This is a genomic window from Kitasatospora sp. NPDC056651 (assembly GCF_042792155.1).
Taxonomy (GTDB): Bacteria; Actinomycetota; Actinomycetes; order Streptomycetales; family Streptomycetaceae; genus Kitasatospora.
Genome location: NZ_JBHTWX010000059.1, coordinates 10,534 through 29,238, shown reverse-complemented (window position 1 = coordinate 29,238; position 18,705 = coordinate 10,534). Strand labels below are relative to the sequence as shown.

The window sequence follows — 18,705 nt, the reverse complement described above, 5'->3', positions numbered from 1 at the left end:
ATGGGCCCCGGTAGGGTCGCCACCATGACCGACCCCGTCGAACGCGTGAACGACCAGGAGCCCTTGGCGGCCGACAGCGCCTCCGACGCGGTCGAAGCCGTCCGGCCCGTCCGCGAGCGCGGCGCCCGCAAGCGCGTCACGAACTACGGGACGGGCCGGACGGCCCTGCTGGACGCCGCCGTGCGCGTGGTGGCCCGGGGCGGTCTGCGGCAGCTCACCTACCGGGCCGTCGCCCAGGAGGCCGGGGTCACCCACGGGCTCGTGGTGCACCACTTCGGTTCGCGCGACGCGCTGATCGAGGAGGCCGTCGCCCACGCCGTCCACTCCTCGCTGAGCGCCAGCGCGCTCGGCGCCGGCACCGGCAGCCCGGCCGACTTCTCCGCCGGCCTGGCCGACATGGTCGACAGCGGACCGGAACTCCAGGTCTTCCAGTACGAGTTGCTGCTGGAGGCGCGGCGCCGGCCGGAGCTGCTGCCGCACCTGCGCGGCCTGTACGAGGAGTACTTCGAGGCCAGCCGGCGCGAGCTGGGCCGGATCCTGCCCGGCCCGGTCAGCAACGGCACCTCGCGACTGGTGTTCGCCGCGCTGGAGGGCCTGGTGCTGCACCAGCTGGTGTTCGGCGAGCGCGAGGCCACCGAGGAGGCGCTGGCCGAGCTCCGGGGCCTGCTGGCCCGGCTGGCGGCGGAGCCGAACGGCCGCTGACCGGGACTCCCGGCTCCCGACCCCTTGCCAAACGGATAGTTGCGCCCCACGATGAGGCAACTCGTTTGACCTGAAACGACTTCCCCCCACTCCTCTCTGGCAGGTGATCCCTGTGGACAGTCGGACGACTTCCGCAGACCGGACCGAGCGGGACGCCCCCACCACGTCCACGCTCAAGCCAAACGCCCTGGGCGTCCTCGGCATCCTCTTCTTCGTCCTGTCCGGCCAGGCCCCGCTGACCGGCATCGCAGGCGCCGCCCCGCTGTCGGTCGCCTTCGGCAACGGCTCCGGAACCCCGGCCGCCTACGTACTGGCCGGGGCGGTGATCCTGCTCTTCTCGGTCGGGTTCATCGCGATGGGCCGTCACGTCGTGGACGCCGGCGCCTTCTACACGTACATCGGCGCCGGCCTCGGCCGGACCGCCGGCGCGGGCAGCGCCGCCGTCGCCCTGTTCTCCTACTGCGTCATCCAGGCGGGGATGTACGGCCTGTACGGCTCGATCGTCAGCGGGCTCGTCGCCGACCACACCCCGCTGCACCTCCCCTGGTGGGTCTACACGCTGGTGACGATGGCCGTGGTGCAGGCCCTCGGCGCCCTGGGCATCGAGATGGGCGCCAAGGTGCTGGCCGCCTTCGTGCTCGCCGAGTTCAGCATCCTGGCGCTCTTCGGCCTGGTCACCCTGGCCAAGGGCGGCGGGCCCGAGGGCCTCGGCCTGGCCGACAGCTTCTCCCCCTCCGCCGCCCTCCAGGGGGCGCCCGGCGTCGCCGTCATGTTCGCCCTGGCGTCGATGTTCGGCTTCGAGGCCACCGCCATCTACGGCGAGGAGGCGAAGGACCCCAAGAAGACGGTGCCGCGCGCCACCTACCTCTCGGTGATCGTGGTCACCGGCTTCTTCGCCCTCACCTCGTGGACGCTGATCTCCTCGTACGGCGCCTCGAAGGCCCCCGCGGCGGCGGGAAAGGCCCTGGAGGCCGGGGACTCCGCCGGGTTCGTCTTCGCCCCCGTCACCGACCTGTTCGGCGGCTGGCTCGGCGGCGTCCTGCCGGTGCTGCTCGCCACCTCGCTGTTCGCCGGCGTGCTGACCTTCCACAACTCCGCCGCCCGCTACCTGTTCTGCCTCGCCCGGGACGGCCAACTGCCCGCGCCGCTCCGCCGGTTGAACCGCAAGCACGCCCCGGCGACGGCCGGCCGGGTACAGACCGTCATCGCCGTCCTGCTGGTCGTGCCCTTCGCGGTGGCCGGCAAGGACCCGGTGCTCAGCCTCTTCTCCTGGTTCAGCGGGCTCGCCGTGCTGGCGATGATGCTGCTCTACCTGCTGACCTCGGTGTCGGTCGTGGTGTTCTTCCGCCGCCGGCGGGTGGACACCCGGGCGTGGAACACCGTGATCGCCCCCGTCCTGGGCGCGATCGGCATCGCGGGCGCCATCTGGCTCATCCTCGCCAACTTCACCACCCTGATCGGCGGCTCGGCCGGCACCGCCCTCTGGCTCGTCGGCTCGGTGCCCGTGGTCCTGGCGCTCGGGGTGGCCAACCACCTGATCCGGCGCCGCCGCAGCTGACCTTCCCCGACGGCGCGCGCCCGAGGCCCGGGCGCGCGCCGCCCCAGCCCTCCTGGAGGACCGCATGACCCTCGCCACCCACGACGACTGGCTCCGCCGGGCCGAGGCCTTCCGGCCCGTCCGCGAGCACCTGATCGACGGCGCCGACGAAGCCGGTGGCGGCGGCACGTTCTCCGTGGTGTCCCCCCGCGACGGCCGGGTGCTGGCCGAGGTCGCCGACGCCGGTGCGGCCGAGGTCGACGCGGCCGTCGCCGCCGCCCGCCGGGCCTTCGACCACGGCCCCTGGCCGCGGCTCGCCCCCGCCGAACGCGGCCGCGTCCTGCTGCGCTTCGCCGAGCTGGTGGAGGAGCGGCGGGCCGAGCTGGCGCTCGCCGTCAGCCTGGAGATGGGCAAGCCGGTCACCGACGCCCACGACATCGAGCTGCGGGCGCTGATCAACACCTTCCGCTGGTACGGCGGGCTCGCCGACAAGCTCACCGACGAGTCCCCGCGGACCGCGCCCGACGCCCTCGCCCTCGTCACCCGGGAGCCCGCCGGGGTCGTCGGCGCGGTCGTCCCCTGGAACTTCCCGCTCACCCTGGCCGGCTGGAAGATCGCCCCGGCGCTGGCCGCGGGCTGCACGGTCGTGCTCAAGCCCTCGGAGAACTCCCCGCTGTCCGCCCTGCTGCTCGGCCGGATCGGCCTCGCGGCCGGGCTGCCGCCGGGCGTCCTCAACGTCGTGGCCGGCGACGGACCGGTGGCCGGCCGGGCCCTCGGCCTGCACCCCGACGTCGACGTCCTCGCCTTCACCGGCTCCACCGCCGTCGGCCGCCACTTCCTGCGCTACTCCGCCGACTCCAACCTCAAGCGGGTCTGGCTGGAACTGGGCGGCAAGTCGCCCAACATCGTCCTGCCCGACGCCCCCGACCTGGAGCGGGCCGCGGCCACCGCCGCCTGGGGCATCTTCTTCAACCAGGGCGAGATGTGCACCGCGCCCTCCCGGCTGCTGGTCCACTCCTCCGTCGCCGAACAGGTCACCGAGGCCGTCGTGGCGCGCGCCCGCGCCCTGCGGGTCGGCGACCCGCTCGACCCCGCCACCGAGATGGGCGCCCTGGTCGGCGAACAGCACCTCGGCCGGGTCCTCGGCCACGTCCGCACCGCCCTGGACGACGGCGCCCGGCTGCGCACCGGCGGCGGGCGCGCCCTGGCCGAAACCGGCGGCTGCTACCTCGAACCCACCGTCTTCGACCGGGTCGCCCCGGACAGCCGGCTGGCCCGCGAGGAGGTCTTCGGCCCGGTGCTGTCCGTCCTCGCCTTCGACGACCTGGACGAGGCCGTCGCCCTCGCCAACGCCACCGAGTACGGCCTCGCCGCCGGGCTGTGGACCTCCGACCTCTCCACCGCCCACCGGGTCTCGCGCGCCCTCAGGGCCGGTACGGTCTGGGTCAACTGCTACGAGGAGGGCGACCTCACCGTGCCCTTCGGCGGGATGAAGCAGTCCGGCAACGGTCGCGACAAGTCCGCCCACGCCCTGGAGAAGTACACCGAACTCAAGACAACCTGGATCCAGCTGTGAACCACCGCCCGCTGATCGCCGTTCCCGCCCGCTTCGCCGCCTCCACCTCCGCCCTGCGCCACGCCGCCGAGGTCAACGCCCGGGCCCTGATCGAGGCCGTCTGGCGGGCCGGCGGCGAGCCCGTCACCCTGCACCCCCACGCCCCCGGCGGCGCCGCCGACCCAGCGGAGGTCACCGCCCGGCTGGCCCGCTTCGACGCCCTGCTGCTCCCCGGCGGCGGGGACCTCGCGCCGCACCGCTACGGCGCGGCCGACGCCCACGCGGCGGTCTACGACGTGGACGAGGAGCAGGACGCGTTCGACCTGGAACTCGCCCGGCGGGCCCTGGCGGACGGGGTGCCGCTGCTGGCGGTCTGCCGGGGGCTCCAGGTGGTCAACACGGTGCTGGGCGGCACCCTGCACCAGGACATGGGCGGCCCCGGCCGCGAGCACCGGCACGTCCGCCGGCCCGTCGCGCTCACCCCCGGTTCGGCGCTGGCCGCGATCACCGGCGGCGAGCGGGTCGAAGCCTCCTGCTACCACCACCAGCACGTGGACCGGCTCGGGGAGGGCCTGGCGGTCACCGGCCGGGCGGCCGACGGGACCGTCGAGGCCGTCGAACTGCCCGGGGCGAAGGGCTGGTTCACGGCCGTGCAGTGGCACCCGGAGGACACCGCCCACGAGGACCCGGCCCAGCAGCGGATCTTCGACGCCCTGGTCCGGGCGGCGCGGGGAGGCGCCTGAGTCGGCCGCGGGCGGCGCGCGGAAGCGCCCGAGTCAGCCACGGGCGGGGCGCCGGCCGCTGCGGCGCGGGGCGGGCTCCTCGCCCTTCAGCAGCGAGCGGCGCCGCTCCTCGCCGTGCTCCTCGACCTGGAGCACCACCCGCCGCAGCCCGTCGGCGAGGCTGACGCACTCCTCGTCGGTGAGCCGGGAGGTGACGAAGGACTCCTCGTCGTTGAAGGCCGGGAACACCTCGCGCATGAACTCCTCGCCCTGCTCGGTGAGCGCGAGGAGGACCAGCCGCCCGTCGGTGGGGTGGTCGATGCGGCGCAGCAGGCCGCGCGACTCCAGGGTGCGGGAGACGCCGGTCAGCGTGCCCTTGGAGATGCCGGCCTCCTCGGCGACGTGCCGGGTCTCGGACTCGCCCCAGACCCAGACGACCCAGAGGACGACGAAGGCGGTCCAGGTGAGGTCCGAGCCGCGCAGCACGGAGTTCTCCAGGTGCTGGCGCACGGTGGAGGCGGCCCGGTAGATGTTGGCCACCGCGGCCATCCGCTCCCGGCGGATCGGGCTGCCGCCGAGCTTCGCCTGGACGAGCCTCTCGGCCTCGTTGATGGACCGCTGGCTGGGCACGGGTGCTCCCTCGTCTCTCCGTCACCTGGCTCACCGGTGGCGGACTCGAACCCGTTCCGGTGACCCGGGCATCCTAGTTGGCGGTACCGGCCCGGCACCGCCCCCGCCCCCGGCGTCACCTCCCCGGCCCGCCCGTCGGCGGAACCCGATCCGCCGGTTGCTCCCGCGAGTCCTTCACATCCCCGCCCCGGGGCGACCTTGTTCGACCGTCAACCTGTCGCCTATGGTGAGCGAAGCACTTCGCTCCGTGTTCCACATTCCCGCGCATACCCACGGGCTGAATAACGCCCGGGGCCTGCGCTTTTTACGTGCTTGACACGTTCACGACATGAAGCCTTCCCGGATACCGCCCGACAGCTTTCTCCGGACGTGAAGAATGACCGAACGACTGGACTTCAGCCTCACCCAGCTACGCTATTTCGTCGAATCGGCCGAACTCGGCAACATCTCGGAAGCGGCCGAAAAGCTCAGAGCCTCGCAATCGACCGTTTCCTCGGCCATCATCCGGCTGGAGCGCCAACTCGGCGTCCAGCTGCTGCTGCGCCACCACGCCCGCGGCGTGTCCCTCACGCCCAACGGGCGCCACCTGCTGCTCGGCGCCCGGGCGCTGCTGGGACAGGCCAGGGACCTCCAGGAACAGGGGGACGCCCTGGCGGGCGGCCTCGAAGGGCGGATCGGCGTCGGGTTCCTCACCGCGCTGGCCCCGTTCCTGCTCCCGCCGGTCCACCGGATCACCGCACAGCGGCACGCCGGGCTGCGGCTGGGCACCCGGGAGGAACGGGCCGACCCGCTGCTCGCGCTGCTCCGCGAGGGGCAGTGCGAACTCGCCGTCACCTACGACTTCCTGAGCGGCGGCTGCCGGTTCGTCCCGCTCGCCGAGCTGCGCCTCCAGGCCCTCCTCCCGGACGGCGACCCGGAGGACGACCCGGTCGGCCGGGCCGGCCCCGTCCCGCTGGCCAGGCTCGCCGACCGGCCGTTCGTCGCCCCCGACGACCCGCCGCTGCTGCTGCACTTCGAGAAGTCCTTCGCCGAGGCCGGCGTGCCGCCGCCACCGGTGATCACCGCGGCCGGGCCGGAGACCGTCCGCGGCCTGGTGGCCGCCGGGTGCGGGTTCACCCTGGCCTACCAGCGCACCCACCGGGCCGCCACCCTGGAGGGCGGCCGGATCCGCGCGGTCGAGCTCGCCGAGCCGGCGCCGACCGCCCGCCTCGGGGTGGCCACCGCGCCCTCCCTCGCGCTCGGCCGGCGCGGCCGGGCCGTCCTGAACGTCCTCAGGTCGGTGGTCTCGGCCGGCCGGCCGTGAGCCCGCCGGCCGAGCCGCCCGAGGCACAGCCCCCGTTCTCCCCACCCCGCGACGAAGTCGGAGGAACGCCGTGTTCGCCATGCTCTTCGCCGGCCAGGGCAGCCAGCACAAGGGAATGGGCGCCGAGGTCTTCGCCCGCTACCCCGGACTGGTGGCCTTCGCCTCCGACCTGCTGGGATACGACCTGGCCGCCCTGTGCACCGAGAACCCCGACGGCCTGCTCTCCCGCACGGAGTACACCCAGCCGGCGATCTTCGTCGTCAACGCCCTGCACGGCTTCGAGCACACCCACCGCGAGGACCGCCGGGCCGACTGCTACCTGGGCCACAGCCTCGGCGAGTACAACGCCCTGCTGGCCGCCGGGGTCTTCGACTTCGAGACCGGGCTCCGGCTGGTCGCCAAGCGCGGCGAGCTCATGGCCGCCGCCTCCGACGGCGGCATGGCCGCCGTGCTGGGCAGCTCCGAGGAGCATGTGCTGAAGGTCCTCGCCGACCACGGCGTCGACGGCGTCGACATCGCCGGCCTGAACACCCCCTCCCAGCTGGTCATCGCGGCCACCCCGCCGGTGCTGGCCGCCGCGCTCGACTGCCTGGAGGAGGCCGGGATCCGGGCCACCCGGCTCCGGGTGAGCGCCCCGTTCCACTCCCGGTACATGGAGCCGGCCCGGGTGCGCTTCGCCGAGTTCCTCACCGGCTTCACCTTCGCCGAACCCGCGACACCGGTCGTCTCCAACGTCACCGCCCGGCCCCACCGGGCGCCGGAGACCGCCCGGCTGCTCGCCGAACAGCTCGTCGCCCCGGTGCGCTGGACCGACTGTGTCCGAAGTCTGCTCGACCCGGACGACCCGCTGGAGTTCACCGAGATCGGGGGCACCGCCCTCACCCGAATGGTCCACACCATTACCTCTGGAGGCTGAACGATGGAATCGACGACGGAAATCATCCGGAGCTACCTGGAAGACCGTTTCCTCTTCGAGTTCGACGAGGAGATCACCCCTGACACCGACCTGTTCAAGGCCGGGGTCATCGACTCCTTCGGCTACGTCAGAATGATGCGCTTCCTGGAAACCGAGTTCTCCATCACCCTCGACGCCGACGAGATCCTGATGGACGTCCTCGTCTCGCTCACCGCGATCGACGAATTCATCCAGAAGAAGCTCGCCGGAATCTAGGGGGGACCACTCATGTGCGGACTCGCTGGGTTCCTCTCGGCGCCACCGCTGTCCGGAGCGGCCGCCGAGGTGATCACCTCGATGCTGTCGGCCATCCGCCACCGCGGACCGGACCAGGCCGGCTACTACCTGGACGACGGGCTCGCCATGGGTACCGTCCGGCTCGCGATCGTCGACCCCGCCGACGGCGCCCAGCCGATGGCGGACCCGACCGAGCGCCACTGGATCTGCTTCAACGGCGAGATCTACAACCACATCGAGCTGCGCGCGGAGCTGGAGGCCCTCGGCCGCCCGTTCCGCACCGACCACTCCGACACCGAAGTGGCGCTCCAGGCCTGGATCCAGTGGGGCCCGGACTGCTTCGCCCGCTTCAACGGCCCGTTCGCGCTCGCGATCAGGGACTCCCTGACCGGCCGGCTCGTCCTGGCCCGCGACCGCTACGGCAAGCGCCCGCTGTACTACGCCGAGCACGACGGCGCCCTCCTGTTCGCCTCCGAGACGAAGGCCTTCGGCGCCTTCCCCGGCTTCCGGTTCAAGCTCTCCCCGCAGGACCTCGCCGCCATCTACGCGGTGTGGACGCCGCTGCCCGACCGCACGCCCTTCGCCGGTGTCCACCAGCTGCCGATGGGCTCCTACCTGGAGGTCGACGGAGACCGCCGCTCGCTGCACCCGTACGAGGAACTCGGCTTCGACGTGCCGGGCTTCGACGGCACCGAGGCGGAGGCCGTCGAGTTCGTCCGGGAGAGCCTGCGCGCCGCGGTGGAGCTGCGGCTGCGCTCCGACGTCGAGGTCGGCGTCTACCTGAGCGGCGGCCTGGACTCCTCCGTGGTGACGAGCCTCGCCACCCAGCTGTCCCGGCACCGGGTCCGCACCTTCTCGGTGGCCTTCAGGGACAAGAACTTCGACGAGTCCGACAGCCAGCTCCTGGTCGCCGACCACCTGGGCACCGAGCACTGCGCCGTCCCGGTCACCGCCGCGGACATCGCCGACAACCTGCCGGCCGCGGTGTACCACGCCGAGACGCCCGCCTTCCGGACCTCCTTCGTCCCGATGTTCCTGCTCTCCCGCCACGTCCGGGACGCCGGCATCAAGACCGTGCTCAGCGGCGAGGGCTCCGACGAGGCCTTCCTCGGCTACTCGCTGTTCCGCGAGACCATGCTGCGGGAGCGCTGGCACGGACTCGACGACGAGGGGCGGCGCACCGCGCTCGCCACCCTGCACCCCGAGCTGGCGCACTTCGGCCCCGCCCACCAGGGCCATCTGCTCGGCCTGTACCAGCAGTTCGCCACCGAGCGGATGCCCGGCCTGTTCTCCCACGAACTGCGCTACCAGAACGGCCGGTTCGCGGCCCGGCTGCTCGCCTCCCGGGAGGACCCGTTCGCCGGCCTGCTCGACCTGGTCGCCCGGACGCCCGGATACCAGGCCATGTCCGCGGTGCAGAAGGCCCAGTGGCTGGAGTACAAGACCCTGCTGCCCGGCTTCCTCCTCTCCACCCAGGGCGAGCGCGTCGCGCTGGCGCACAGCGTGGAGAACCGCTGCCCGTTCCTCGACCCGGCGGTCGTCCGGGCCGCCGCCTCGGTCAACCTGCGCTTCGACGACGGGTGGAACGAGAAGGCCCTGCTGAAGCGGGCGTTCCGCGCCGAGCTGCCGCCCTGGACCACCGACCGCCCCAAGCAGCCCTACCGCGCCCCGGGCAGCGAGGCGTTCAAGGAGAGCCGCCCGGACTACCTCGAACTGCTGCTGTCCGACGCCGAGCTGGGCAAGCTCGACTTCCTGGACCAGCGGTTCGCCCGCCGGCTGACGGACCGGATCATGACCTCGCCCGTCGAGGAGGTGAGCACCAAGGAGGACCAGGCCTTCGTCTACCTGCTCACCACCGCCGTGCTGCACCGCCTGTTCGTGCTCGACGGCGCGGGCCGCGCCGGCGGCGCCCCGGCCGGGGCGCTCGACCTGAAGGTGACCGTGGACCGGCGCCGCGCCGTCCCGACCGTGAAGGAGACCCGGTGACCACCGACGGCACCGCCATCATCGGGCTCGCCCTGCGCTTCCCCGGGGCCGACACCCTGCCCGCCCTCTTCGACCACCTCGCCGCCGGGCGCTCGCTGATCACCGAGGTCCCCGCCGAACGCTGGTCCAAGGAACGCTACTTCGGCGATCCGCGCACCGGCGGCGAACGGACCAACAGCATCTGGGCCGGGTTCATCGAGGACGCCGACCGCTTCGACGCCGCCTTCTTCAACATCTCCCCGCGCGAGGCCGAGACGATGGACCCGCAACAGCGGATCGCCCTCGAACTCGCCTGGAAGGCCATCGAGGACGCCGGCTACCGCGCCGCCGACCTCGCGGGCAGCCGCACCGGCGTCTTCATGGGCCTGTGCCACGCCGACTACGCCGAACTCATCGAACGCGACGGCGTGGCGACCGACGCCTACCTGCCCACCGGCACCGCCTACTCGATCGTCGCCAACCGGCTGTCCTACTACTTCGACCTCCACGGCCCGAGCATCGCCAACGACACCGCCTGCTCCAGCTCCCTGGTGTCGCTCTACGAGGCCGTGACCGCGCTGAACAACGGCGACTGCGAGCTGGCACTGGCCGGCGGCGTGAACCTGTGCTGGTCCCCGAAGCTCTTCGTGGCCTTCAGCAAGGCCGGCATGCTCTCGCCCACCGGCCGGGCGCACGCCTTCGACCAGGACGCCGACGGCTTCGTGCGCGGCGAGGGCGGGGCGGTCCTGCTGCTCAAGCCGCTCGCCCGGGCGCTCGCGGACGGCGACCCGGTCCACGGCGTGATCAAGGGCGTCGGCACCAACCACGGCGGCCGCACCAACTCGCTGACCGTGACCAGCCCGACCGCCCAGGCCGCGCTCATCGAGGACGTCTACACCCGGGCGGGCGTCGCCCCGCAGACGGTCGGCTACATCGAGGCGCACGGGCCGGGCACCCCGGTCGGGGACCCGATCGAGGTCGTCGGCCTCAAGCGCGCCTTCCGCAGCCTGCACGAGGCCGCGGGGACGGAGCCGAGCCCGCGCACCACCGGCATCGGCTCGATCAAGACCAACATCGGGCACCTGGAGTCCGCCGCCGGGGTGGCCGGCGTGGTGAAGGTGGTCGCCGCCATGGCGGCCGGCGTGCTGCCCACCACCGTCAACTTCCAGGCCCTGAACCCGCTGATCACCCTGGACGGCAGCCCCTTCTACGTCGTGGACGGCACCAGGCCCTGGCCCGCCCCCGAGGACGCGCCGCGCCGGGCCGGCGTCAGCTCCTTCGGGTTCGGCGGCACCAACGCCCACGTGCTGCTGGAGGAACCGGCGCACCGCCCCGCGTCCTTTGACGGCCCGGGCCCGTACGTCGTCCCGCTGTCCGCGCGCACCCCCGAGCGGCTGCGCGCGCTCGCCGGGCGGCTGCGCGCGCACCTGCTCGCACCGGAGTCGGCGCTGCTGCCGCGCCAGGGCCTGGCGGACGTCGCCCACACCCTGCGGGTGGGCCGCGAACCGCTGGCCGTCCGGGCGGCACTGGTCGTCGCGGACCGGGAGCAGCTCCTCGCCGCCCTGGAGTCGCTCGCCACCGGGGCGCTCCCGGCCGGCGGCCACGCCGACCCGGCCGGCGCCGCGCCGGAGGTCATCGCGGCGGTCGAGGACTGGCTGGGCGGCGGCGAGGCCCGGTGGCCGCACCACCCCGGCGCCCACCGGGTGCGGCTGCCCACCTACCCGTTCGCCCGGGACCGGCACTGGTACCGGGTCCCGGAGCCGGTCGGCGCGCCCGGGCAGCTGCACCCCCTCGTCCACCGCAACACCTCCGACCTGGCGCAGCAGCGCTACACCTCGACGTTCACCGGCGCCGAGCCGTTCCTCGACGACCACCGGGTCCGCGGCCGCCGGGTGCTGCCCGCCGCCGCGTACGTCGAGATGGCCCGGGCCGCCGTCGAGTTCTCGGCCGCCGCTCCGGCCGCCGCGCCTGGCACCGCTCCGGGCACCGTACGGCTGCGCGACCTGGCCTGGCTGCGGCCGGTGACCGTCGACGCCGAACCCGTCGACGTCCTGGTCGAACTGACGCCCGGGGAGCGGGCGATCGCCATCGGGTTCCGGCTGGACGGCACGCTCCACGCCACCGGCCACGCCGAACTCGTCCCGCCCGCGCCGCCGGCCCCGCTCGACCTGGACGCGCTGCGCGCCTCCTGCCCGGACGCGGCCGACCCGGCGGACGTACAGCGGCGGCTGCGCGCCCAGGGCCTGGAGTACGGCCCGGCGATGCGCGCCCTGCGGGAGCTGCGCACCGGCGCGGGCCGGGCGCTCGCCCGGATCCGGGCGACCGAGCCCGAGGGCGGCGGGCACCTGCTGCCGCCGAGCCTGCTGGACGCGGCCTTCCAGGTCTCCGTCTCGCTGATGGACGACTCGGCCGGTCCGACGCTCCCGCTGGCCCTGGACGAGGTCCTGGTCCACCGGCCGTGCCCGGCCGAGAGCTGGGCGTGGGTGCGGCGCAGCGGAGGCTCGGGCACCGTGGCCACCTTCGACATCGACCTGTGCGACCGGGAGGGCGTGGTGCACGCCACGCTCCGGGGGCTCGCCCAGCGCGCCACCGCCGGTCCCGGCACCAGCGGTCCCGGCACCAGCGGTCCCGGCACCGGCGGTACGGCCGGCGGCGTCGTCACCGCCACCATCCGGTGGACCGACCGCCCGGCCACCCCCGGCACCGCCGCCCGTACCGCCCACACCCCGGAGCTGCCGCGGATCGCCCCCGCCGCCCCGGCCGACGGCGTCGACGCCGTGACGGACACGGTGTTCGCGGCCGTCCGGGCGGTGCTGGACTCCCGGCCCACCAGCGAGCAGCGGTTCGTGGTGCTGGTGGACGGAAGGGTCCCGGCGCACTTCCACCGGCCGCTGGCCGCCCTGTTCCGCACCGTCGCGGCGGAGAACCCGCTGGTCTCCGGCCGGGTGGTGCGGGTCGACGGCCTGGCGGCCGCGTCCCCGGCCGAGGTCGAGCGGATCGTCGCCGAGGAGTGCGCCGACGACGGCGCCGACAGCGAGGTCCGCCGCCGCGCCGACGGCCTCCGGCAGGTGCTGGAGCCCGTGGCGGCGCCGCTCGGCGCCGGCCCGGCCGTCCCGGAGCTGCGGACCGGCGGGGTGTACTGGGTGACCGGCGGCCTCGGCGGCATCGGTCCGCACCTGGCCCGCTACTTCGGCCGGGCGCGGGCCACCGTCGTGCTCAGCGGCCGGTCCGCGACCGGCTCGCTCGACGCCCTGCGCGCCGACGGCGTCGACGCCCACTACCTGCCCGTGGACGTCACCGACGCCGAGGAGGTGCGCGCCGCCGTCGAGACGATCCTGCGCGACCACGGCGCGCTCCACGGCGTCGTCCACGCGGCCGGCCTGCTGCGCGACCAGTTCCTGGTCCGCAAGGACCTGGCCGACGTCCGCAGGGTGACGGCGCCGAAGATCCGCGGCACGCTCAACCTGGACGCCGCCACCCGCGACCTCGACCTGGACCACTTCGTCCTGTTCTCCTCGGTCGCCTCGGTGTACGGCAACCCCGGCCAGTCCGACTACGCGGCGGCCAACGCGTTCCTGGACGCCTTCGCCGGGCACCGGCGGTCCCTGGTCGAGGCCGGGGAGCGCAGCGGCCGTACCGTCGCGGTGAGTTGGCCGCTGTGGGCCGAGGGCGGCATGGCGATGGACGCGGCCGGGCGGGAGGCGATGCGCCGCGAGCGGGGCTGGGAGCCGCTGCCCACCGAGGCGGGGCTGCGCGCCCTCGGCCTGGCCCTGGGCGCCGACGCCCCGGCCCACCTCGTGGTCGGCTACGGCGCGGGCGCCACGCTCGCGGCCCGTCCCCCCGCGGCGCCCGCGCGGCCCGTCGCGGCGCCGGCCACCACGATCCCCGCGGCCACCGGCACCGGCACCGCAACCGGAACCGGAACCGGGGACCTGACCGCACGGACCGAGGAGCTGCTGCGGCGGATCGTCGCCGAGGTCCTGCGGCACCCCCCGGAGCACCTCGACCCGGCCACCGACCTGATCGAGTACGGCATCGACTCGCTGAGCATCATGGGGGTGACCACCGAACTGGAGAAGCTGTTCGGGCCGCTCTCCAAGACGATCTTCTTCGAGTACCTGAACATCGCCGACGTCGCCGCCCACTTCGTGGAGACCCGCCGGGAGCAGCTGGCGGCCGTCCTCGGCGAGGCGACGCCGGAGCCGGACCCCGAGCCGGAGCCGGAGCCGGAGCAGCAGGAGAGCGCGCCCCGGTCCGGGTCCGGACCGTCGAACGCCCGGGACGACCGGCACGACATCGCGATCATCGGGGTGTCCGGCCGCTACCCCGGCGCCGACACCCTCGACGAGCTGTGGGAGCTGCTGGAGAGCGGCCGGCACAGCTTCGAGGAGGTCCCCGCCGAGCGCTGGGACCACCGGATCGTCCTCGACAGCGACCGCTCCGTGCGCGGCAAGAGCGTGATCCGCACCGGCACCTTCCTGCGCGACATCGACGCCTTCGACCCCCGGTACTTCCGGATCTCCAAGCGCGAGGCCGAGCAGATGTCCCCGGAGGTCCGGCTGTTCCTCCAGGCCGGCGTGCAGGCGCTGGAGGACGCGGGCTACTCCCGGGAGACGATCCGCCGCCGCTACCAGGGCGACGTCGGCGTGCTGGTCGGCACGATGAGCAACCACTACAACCTGTACGGCTTCCAGAACAGCCTCACCCGGGGCGCCCCGCAGAGCGGCAGCTACACCGGGACGATCCCGAACATGCTGTCCTACTTCTACGGCCTGACCGGGCCGTCGATCTTCCTGGACACCATGTGCTCGGCCTCCTCCACCTGCGTCCACCAGGCCGTGCAGATGCTGCGGGCGGGCGAGTGCCGGATGGTCGTCGCGGGCGGCATCAATCTGCTGCTGCACCCGTACAACCTGATCACCTCCTCGGAGGAGCACTTCACCACCGGCACCTCCGACGTGATCCGCAGCTTCGGCGTCGGCGTGGACGGCACCATCCTCGGCGAGGGCGTGGGCGCGGTGGTGCTCAAGCCGCTGGCCGACGCGGAGCGGGACGGCGACCACGTCTACGCCGTGATCAAGGGCACCGCCCTGTCCAACGCCGGTGTGCGCAACGGCTTCACCGTGCCGAGCCCGGCCATGCAGGCCCGGGCGGTCGAGAAGGCCGTCGAGGACGCCGGGATCGACCCGAGGACGATCGGCTACGTCGAGGGACACGGCTCGGGCACCGCCCTGGGCGACCCGATCGAGGTGCGTGCCCTCACCTCGGCCTACCGGAAGTCCACCGGGGACCGGCAGTTCTGCGCGCTCGGGTCGGTCAAGGCCAACCTGGGCCACCTGCTCGCCGCCGCCGGGATGGCGGGCCTGGCCAAGGTGCTGCTCCAGCTGCGCCACGGCAAGCTGCTGCCCTCCCTGCACAGCGAGGAGCTCAACCCGGACATCGACTTCGCGGACACGCCGTTCCGGGTCCAGCAGGCCCTGGCCGACTGGCAGCCGGTCGTCACCACGGTCGACGGCCGGCAGGTCACCCATCCGCGCCGGGCCGGCCTCACCTCGATCGGGGCCGGCGGCATGAACTCGCACATCATCCTGGAGGAGTACCCGCCCCGGGCGCCCCGCCGGGAGCCGTTCGGCGAGCAGCTGTTCGTGTTCTCCGCGATGAACGAGGCCGCCCTCGGGCGCTACCTGGCCGTCTTCCGCGACCACCTGACCGGGGCCGCCGAGGCGGACCTGCCCGACATCGCCTTCACCCTGCGGGTCGGAAAGAACGAACTGCCGTACCGCTGGGCCTTCGTGGCGGCCGACCGGGCCGGCGCCCTGGCCGCCCTGGACGGCCGGCTCTCGGGCCGCCGGGACGTCCCGGACCACGAGCCGGTCCGGACCTGGCTCGCGGGCCGCGCCGTCGACTGGGAGCAGCTGCCGTCCGCCCGCCGGGTCCCGCTGCCCCCGTACCCCTTCGAGAAGGTGCGCTGCTGGGTCGAGCAGGAGCCGGACGCGCCGTCCGTGCTCGCCCCGCTGGCCTTCCGCGAGCGGCTGCACCCGTTCCTGGGCCGCAACGAGTCCGACGTCCACGGCCTGCGCTACGCCGCCGACGTCCGGCTCGACGACCTCCAGGACTACACCTACCGTCAGGACCGGGTGCCCGTCGTGGTGCCCACCTTCGCCGTGGACCTCGCGCTCGCCACCGCGAAGGTCACCGGGTTCGCCGACCAGCCGGCCGTCCACGACCTGCGGGTGCTGCGGCCGGTCGACTGGGCGGCCACCGACCGCCTGGTCACCGAGTTCGCCGACGGCCACGGCCTGGTGCGGGCCGGGGACGGGCCCCCGGCCGTGGAGTTCACCGTCCGGGCGGGCGCCGCGCCCACCGGGCGGATCGACCTCGCCGGGCTGCGGCCGCTGCTGGACCGGGCGGGCTTCCTGGCCGAACTGGCCGAGGGCGGTGTGGTGCCCCGGCCCGCCTCCTGCGCCGTCGACGGGGTGTCCACCGCCGCCGACGGGTCGAGCGTCCTGCACCTGTCCGGCCCGGAGTTCCAGCAGGACCACGTCCGGCGGAACGTGAGCATCGAGCCGTCCGTGCTCGCCGCGATCGCCCTGGGCGTGCAGTGGCGGGCGCGCCGGGCCGGCGAGGCCGACTGGCCGCGCTTCGCGCCGCACCGGATCGAGGCGGTCACCGTCCGGGCCGGCGGGCCGGCCGCCCCCGTGGTCCACGTCGTCCTCGGTGACGACCGGATCGTGCTGGCCGACGGCTCCGGCGAGGTCCTCGGGGTGCTGGACGACGTCCGCTGCGGCACCGGGGGAACCGCCCCGGCCGCCCACCGCCCCGACGTCCGACCCGTCCGACCCGTCCGACCCGTCCAGCCAGTGCAGCCCGACCGGCCCGACCGGCCGAGGTCCTCCGGGGTCGTGGACGCGCTGCGCGAGATCGCCGCCGGGCTGCTGAAGTTCGAGCCCGGGGAGCTCGACCCCCGCACCGGCCTGGACGAGTTCGGCTTCGACTCCATCTCGCTGGTCTCCTTCGCCCGGCAGATCGAGGAGCGGTTCGGCGCGAAGGTCAGCCCCGCCGTCTTCTTCGACCTCCACACCCTGGAGGCACTGGGCGCCCACCTGGTCGAGGAGTACGGGGTGTCGGCCGCGCCGCGTTCCCCCGTCCCCGTCCCCGTTTCCACCTCCGTCCCGGCCCCCGTGGCGGCCGCCGTACCGGCACCACCTCCGCCACCGCCCGCCGCGCCACGGCCACAACCACGGCCGGCCCGGCCACGGACGGACCCGAGGGAGCCGATCGCCGTGATCGGCGCCGCCGGCCGCTTCCCCGGCGCCCGCGACCTCGCCGGGTTCTGGGCGAACCTGCTGGCCGGGACGGACTCCGTCACCGACTTCCCGCTGGACCGCTACGACGACGAGCAGCGCCGGGCCATCGCCGCCCTGGACTTCCCCCGGCGGATGGGCGTCCTCGACGACGTCGACGCCTTCGACGCGGCGTTCTTCCGCATCCTGCCGCGCGAGGCCGAACTGATGGACCCCCAGCACCGCCTGGTGCTGGAGACGGTCTGGCAGGCGCTGGAGGACAGCGCCCACCGGCCGGGCGAACTGCCCGCCGACACCGGGGTGTTCATCGGCGTCACCGGCAACGACTACGCCACGCTGCTCACCACCGGCGGGGTGCGGCCGGACGCCTTCACCGCGACCGGCAACACCCACGCGATCCTGGCCAACCGGATCTCCTACCTGCTCGACGTGCGCGGCCCCAGCGAGCCGATCGACACCGCCTGCTCAAGCTCGCTGGTGGCGGTGCACCGCGCCATGGAGGCGATCAGGTCCGGCGCGTGCGAACTGGCGATCGCGGGCGGGGTGAACGTCCTGCTCGACGCCGGCACCTTCGTCAGCGCCCACCGCGCGGGAATGCTCAGCCCGGACGGCCTGTGCCGCACCTTCGACGCCGACGCCGACGGCTACGTGCGCGGCGAGGGCGTCGGGGCGGTCGTCCTCAAGTCGCTGGCGGCGGCCGAGCGGGACGGCGATCCGATCCTCGGCGTGCTCCGGGGCAGTGCCTACAACCACGGCGGCCGGGCCAACTCGCTCACCGCGCCGAACGCCGACGCCCAGGCCGAGCTGGTGACGGCGGCGGTCGGCGACCTCGACCCGGACACCATCGGCTACGTCGAGGCCCACGGCACCGGCACGGCCCTCGGCGACCCGGTCGAGGTCCGCGCGCTGCGCACCGCGTTCCGCCGGCTCGGCCGCAGCGACGACGGCGCCTGCGGCCTGGGCTCGGTCAAGACCAACATCGGGCACCTGGAGGCGGCGGCCGGCATCGCCGGGCTGCTGAAGGTGCTGCTGGCGCTCCGGCACGGGGTGCTGCCCGCGACCCGGCACCTGCGGGAGGTCAACCCGTTCGTCGAGCTCGCCGACGGGCCCTTCCACCTGGTCCGGGAGAACGAGTCCTGGCCGCGGCCCCGCGACCGGGACGGCCGGGAGACGCCGAGGCGGGCCGGGGTGAGCAGCTTCGGCTTCGGCGGCGTCAACGCCCATGTGGTGGTGGAGGAGTACGTCCCGGCCCGGCCGGACGGGGCGGAGCCCGCCGGTGCCGTGACGGTGCCGCTGTCGGCGCGCACCGAGCGGCAGCTGACCGACCGGGCCCGGGACCTGCTGGCCTTCCTGGAGGACTCGGACGGGGTGTCGCTGCGCTCGGTCGCCTGGACGCTGCGGGCCGGGCGGGAGGAGATGGCCGAACGGGTCGGCTGGACGGTCTCGTCCGTGGCCGAACTCACGGACCGCCTGCGGACGTTCGTCACCACCGGCGAGCGCGGCGAGGCAGCCGGCCCGCTGGCCCGCTGGATCGCGGGTGAGGACGTCGGGCTGTCGGAGTGGACCGACGGCCCGCGGCCCGACCGGGTCAGGCTGCCCGGCTACCCCTTCGCCCGGGACCGGTTCTGGTACCCCCGGCCCGAACCGGCCCCCGCGCCGGTTCCTGCTGCGGCCCCTGCTGCGGCTGAGGCCGAGGCTGCGGCTGCGGCTGCGGCTGCGGCTGCGGCTGCGGCTGCGGCTGCGGCTGCGGCTGCGGCTGCGGCTGCGGCTGCGGCTGCGGCTGCGGCTGCGGCTG

The 18,705-nt window shown here is 74.3% G+C and carries 10 protein-coding genes; 9 read left to right on the top strand and 1 reads right to left on the bottom strand.

The features are described from left to right. Positions 1 to 24: 24 nt before the first annotated feature. From ACFRAR_RS22605 to ACFRAR_RS22590, 4 genes are all read left to right on the top strand, one after another. Positions 25 to 702 (top strand): TetR/AcrR family transcriptional regulator, encoded by a 678-nt coding sequence (locus tag ACFRAR_RS22605; RefSeq protein ID WP_380699935.1) that lies wholly within the window; start codon positions 25 to 27, stop codon positions 700 to 702. Positions 703 to 814: 112 nt separating this feature from the next. Further along, complete coding sequence (locus ACFRAR_RS22600) at positions 815 to 2,260, top strand: APC family permease (protein WP_380699933.1); 1,446 nt, start codon at positions 815 to 817, stop codon at positions 2,258 to 2,260. Between the two features lie 64 nt (positions 2,261 to 2,324). Next, complete coding sequence (locus tag ACFRAR_RS22595; RefSeq protein WP_380699932.1) at positions 2,325 to 3,815, top strand: aldehyde dehydrogenase; 1,491 nt, start codon at positions 2,325 to 2,327, stop codon at positions 3,813 to 3,815. Next, positions 3,812 to 4,537 carry a gamma-glutamyl-gamma-aminobutyrate hydrolase family protein gene (locus ACFRAR_RS22590; RefSeq protein ID WP_380699931.1) on the top strand — a complete coding sequence of 242 codons (726 nt, stop codon included), beginning with the start codon at positions 3,812 to 3,814 and terminating at the stop codon, positions 4,535 to 4,537. The genes ACFRAR_RS22595 and ACFRAR_RS22590 overlap by 4 nt, the downstream gene beginning before the upstream one ends. A 33-nt stretch (positions 4,538 to 4,570) precedes the next feature. On the opposite strand, the gene ACFRAR_RS22585 is transcribed toward ACFRAR_RS22590, so the two are convergent. Next, a complete protein-coding gene (locus tag ACFRAR_RS22585; RefSeq protein ID WP_380699930.1) occupies positions 4,571 to 5,146 on the bottom strand; it encodes a MarR family winged helix-turn-helix transcriptional regulator in 576 nt (191 codons plus the stop codon). Between the two features lie 376 nt (positions 5,147 to 5,522). On the opposite strand from ACFRAR_RS22585, the gene ACFRAR_RS22580 reads away from it, so the two are divergent. The 5 genes from ACFRAR_RS22580 to ACFRAR_RS22560 all read left to right on the top strand — a co-directional run. After that, positions 5,523 to 6,449 (top strand): LysR family transcriptional regulator, encoded by a 927-nt coding sequence (locus ACFRAR_RS22580; protein ID WP_380699929.1) that lies wholly within the window; start codon positions 5,523 to 5,525, stop codon positions 6,447 to 6,449. Positions 6,450 to 6,528: 79 nt separating this feature from the next. Further along, positions 6,529 to 7,365 (top strand): ACP S-malonyltransferase, encoded by an 837-nt coding sequence (locus tag ACFRAR_RS22575; RefSeq protein WP_380699957.1) that lies wholly within the window; start codon positions 6,529 to 6,531, stop codon positions 7,363 to 7,365. Between the two features lie 3 nt (positions 7,366 to 7,368). Next, entirely contained in the window at positions 7,369 to 7,620 is a 252-nt protein-coding gene (locus ACFRAR_RS22570) for a phosphopantetheine-binding protein (protein WP_380699928.1), read from the top strand. A gap of 12 nt (positions 7,621 to 7,632) precedes the next feature. Then, complete coding sequence (asnB, locus tag ACFRAR_RS22565) at positions 7,633 to 9,627, top strand: asparagine synthase (glutamine-hydrolyzing) (protein WP_380699927.1); 1,995 nt, start codon at positions 7,633 to 7,635, stop codon at positions 9,625 to 9,627. After that, a partial coding sequence (locus tag ACFRAR_RS22560) for an SDR family NAD(P)-dependent oxidoreductase (protein WP_380699926.1) occupies positions 9,624 to 18,705 on the top strand: 9,082 nt, incomplete at its 3' end. The genes asnB and ACFRAR_RS22560, both read left to right, overlap by 4 nt.